This window comes from Chryseobacterium sp. VD8, from assembly GCF_037149975.1.
GTDB lineage: Bacteria > Bacteroidota > Bacteroidia > Flavobacteriales > Weeksellaceae > Chryseobacterium > Chryseobacterium indicum.
The window spans coordinates 1-1229 of record NZ_JBBCQL010000427.1; the positions used below are offsets into that span (position 1 = coordinate 1).

Below are 1229 nucleotides of genomic sequence, written 5' to 3' on the forward strand. Positions count from 1 at the left end.
ATTATCCTTGAAGTGGACGACAGCTATGAAACTTATCAGTGGTATCTGAACGGAAACCCGATTCCCGGAGCTACACAAAACGTCTACACGCCTACCGTAGCCGGAAATTATACCGTGAAAGTAACCATGGGAACATGCCCGCCGGTAACAACACCGATCTATAAAGTTTTTTCATGCGTAAAAAACACAACTGCTGCTCTTAATGCCTGTGCTACGAAAGTCATTACTCCTGCTTTCTCGTTCACCACAACACAGACTCCCGTGGCAAGTACGGTAACTATTCTTACCTATCCTGCAAATGGTACAGCAACCGTAAACTCTTCGGGGCAGATTACCTACATTCCGAATCCCGGATATTTAGGTCCCGATACTATTGTTTACCAGTTCTGCGGAAATGCTCCCGAATTTATAGACTGTGAAAAGGTAACGTTAAATCTTACCGTAGTACCGTTCATTTTAACAGATACTACTATTAAAGCATGCCAGTACAACGGTAAAGGGTTCTTTGATCTTACTTCAGCCAATGTAACAACTTACACTCCGGTTGTGAAGAAGTTCTATCCTACCCTTGCCGATCTGAATGCAGCAACCAATGAAATTACAAACCCTGCCAGTTATCTTTCGGCAGCAGGAAATGTTTATGTAAAAGTAACCACCAATGAAGGTTGTACAGGAAATGCTAAAATTACTTTAGCCTATCTTCCGACTCCGGCGGTGATGGAAGCTACAATCAGCGAATGTTACCTTGAAAATAATGAAACAAAGGCTGCATTTAATCTTTCGCTTGCCAATGTTTCAGCCGAATCGCCGATTACCAAAAAGTACTATCCTACTTTTGTAGATGCAAGCAACGGAACCAATGAAATATTAAATCCTTTGGCGTATGTTTCAGGGAATACTTCGGTTTACATCAGGGTTTACAACTCAAACGGATGTTATGCGATTGCCAAAGTGAACCTCGTGGTGATTCCTCCGAAAAGATCAGCTGTTCTTGTGGATAAAATCATCTGTATCGATGGCAGAACAAATCTTGATGCAGGACCGGGTTATCAGTCCTATCTGTGGAGCACGGGAGCAACCACTCAGGTTTTATCGGGAGTTCCTGTTGGAGATTACTGGGTAATTCTTAAAGACAACGGATGCTCTGTAAAACAGTTCGTAAGTGTGAAAAAAGCGGTAGATCCTGTGATTTCAGAAATTGAAATTTCAAACAATACCGCAACGGTAAA

1 protein-coding gene is annotated in these 1229 nt (G+C 42.1%); it reads left to right on the forward strand.

What is annotated here, in order from left to right; translation table 11 throughout:
• On the forward strand, positions 1-1229 hold a 1229-nt coding region (locus WFK35_RS22835; RefSeq protein WP_336734939.1), incomplete at both ends, for an Ig-like domain-containing protein.